We start from the raw sequence: 2,375 nt of genomic DNA, 5'->3' as shown, positions 1-2,375 counted from the left end.
TCCTACTCTTTATAGAGGTAACGCTTAATCTTTTTCGTTGGAGTTTTTACAAATGGTTCAATCTGTTCTATAAATTTTTGGATTTTTGCAAATGATGCCACTTGTCCATTTACCTCTATTCGCATCTCTTCAAGATACTCCTCTATTCTTTGTTTTACCTCTGCTTCTGGTGTATTGTTTGCTTTAAACATTTTATCAATAAGTTCATAGTCTAGGTGAATTCTTGCGATGAGTTTTGCATCTTTTTCCATAACTAAAGAGTCTAGTACAGCTTTATTTTGATTAATAATTCCCTCAAGCTGTTCAGGATAAATATTTTCTCCACCCGAACCAATAATGACATTTTTACTTCTGCCACTAATGAAGAGATAACCGTCATCATCAAGATAACCTAAATCACCTGTGTAAAACCAGCCATCTTGAAGAACTTCTTCAGTCTGTTTATCATCTTTATAGTATCCTAACATTACACTAGGTGATTTGACTACTATTTCTCCCTCTCCATTTATGGGATTTGCATCTTTTATTTTTACATCAACGCCAGCCATAGGCAGACCAGTAGAACCGATTTTGATGGGCATACCGAGTCTTCCTCCTGCAATAAGAGGTGAAGTCTCAGTAAGTCCATATCCTACTATGTAAGGAAACTCTGCCTCTTTAAGAAATCTTTCGACATATTTAGGAAGTGCTGCTCCTCCTATACCAAAAAATTTAATACGACCACCAAAAGTCTCTATGAGTTTTTTTCCTGCAATTTTATTAAGTTGTCTTCTTGTAAAAGGAATAGAGTATAGTGTACGCATAATAAATGAGCCTGTAAATTTAGGCAAGATTTTATTTTTGTAAATTTTTTCAATAATAAGCGGAACGCTAAGCATCATCGTAGGTTTGACACTTGCAAATGCTTTTACTAAAACATTTGGTGTTGGTACTTTATCAATGTAAACAACATTAGCACCATGAAGGATAGGCACTATCATCCCTACTGTACACTCTAGGGTATGTGCAAGTGGTAAGATAGATAAAAAGGTATCTTCAGGAACAATATGAACATTTTTATAGGCACTCATCGCGTTTGTAACAAGATTTTTATGTGAGAGCATAACACCTTTTGAATGCCCTGTTGTACCAGAAGTATAAAGGAGGGCTGCCATATCATCTTCATCTGGTTTAGGAAGCTCTTTTGAGGCAATTCGCTGTTTTAGTTTTGAAATATATGTATGGTTTGTCAATTCATCTATTATTGTTAAATCATCAAGTTGAATAACAAACTTCATATTTGAGTCTTCTAGCTCTTCTATTGTTTGAAAATATTTTTTTGAAACAAAGACGGCCTTTGCTTCAGAGTGGCGTATAATGTGTTGTACATCAGCAGGATGAAAATCGGGCAGAATGGGAACAATGACTCCACCAAAATAAGTAACACTAAAGTAAGCTATTGCCCAATTTGGCATATTTTCACTTAGTAGCGCTACTTTATCACCTTTTCTTACACCATTGTTTTTTAGTATTTGAATTATATTATGCACATTATATGCTAATTCATTATAGGTCATAGGTTCTTGGTCAACTTTGGAAAGAACTTTTTTGTCTTGGTAAAGTTCGATTGAACGGTCTAAGAGATTAGGTAGTGTAAAAGTGTCTAGATTTTCATAAGGATATTTCATAATTGTACTTTATTTTAATTTAATAGCCTTATTTTATAGTGAAGTACCTAAATAATTCATTAGTATGACTTAAATTATATATATTTATATTATAAATAAAGTATAATACTAAACATTATTTTTGGAGTTTTTAATTATGAATATGTATAAGATTATTTCAGGGTTATTCTTTACTCTTGCTATGACACTTAACTTTGGTTTTTTCTACGGAGATCCAACACAACTTATAGAGCATAGTGCCTATGAGCTTTTTGCAGCAATTATTGTCAATTTAATTGCTACTGTATTGAAATTGGGTGATAGAACACAGCTTGGAGCTGTTTTACTTGCCACTAGTCTTGTTGCCGATATTCAACTTATTGCCTCTGCAACTGTTTGGGCATTTGCAGAGTATGTTGCAAAAAATATTGGTGTTGAAGCTACAACAGCTATAGTCTCTCTTTCCGGTGGCGCACTTTTAGCAAATTCAGTCTCTGTTATTTTATTTATCGGCGATACAATTAAATCAAAAAGATAGATAAAAACTATGAATGAGCAGATAATTTGGATAGTTCTTAAGCGATTAAGAATTCCTTTCTTTGTAATTATTATAACATTTGCTATCTCTATACTTGGATTAGTGTTGATTCCCGGTACTACAGACCATGGTAAACCATATCAAATGACTTTCTTTGATGCTTTTTATTTTGTAAGTTATATGGCAAGTAC

2 protein-coding genes and 1 pseudogene are annotated in these 2,375 nt (G+C 33.1%); 2 read left to right on the top strand and 1 reads right to left on the bottom strand.

The genetic code is table 11. The features are described 5' to 3' along the window. Nucleotides 1-2: 2 nt before the first annotated feature. Nucleotides 3-1,667: an AMP-binding protein gene (locus tag MV589_RS01495; protein ID WP_297431355.1), complete on the bottom strand. Its 1,665-nt coding sequence runs from the start codon at nucleotides 1,665-1,667 to the stop codon at nucleotides 3-5. 136 nt (nucleotides 1,668-1,803) lie between these two features. On the opposite strand from MV589_RS01495, the gene MV589_RS01490 reads away from it, so the two are divergent. Then, nucleotides 1,804-2,184, top strand: a complete 381-nt coding sequence (locus MV589_RS01490) for a DUF6394 family protein (protein ID WP_297431353.1) — start codon at nucleotides 1,804-1,806, stop codon at nucleotides 2,182-2,184. A 9-nt stretch (nucleotides 2,185-2,193) separates the two neighbouring features. Continuing rightward, a pseudogene (locus MV589_RS01485) lies at nucleotides 2,194-2,375 on the top strand (potassium channel family protein); the annotation flags it as partial.

The sequence above is a fragment of the Sulfurimonas sp. genome, from assembly GCF_026991475.1.
In the GTDB taxonomy this organism is placed as follows: Bacteria; Campylobacterota; Campylobacteria; order Campylobacterales; family Sulfurimonadaceae; genus Sulfurimonas.
This window is presented reverse-complemented; position numbering and strand designations above follow the sequence as displayed.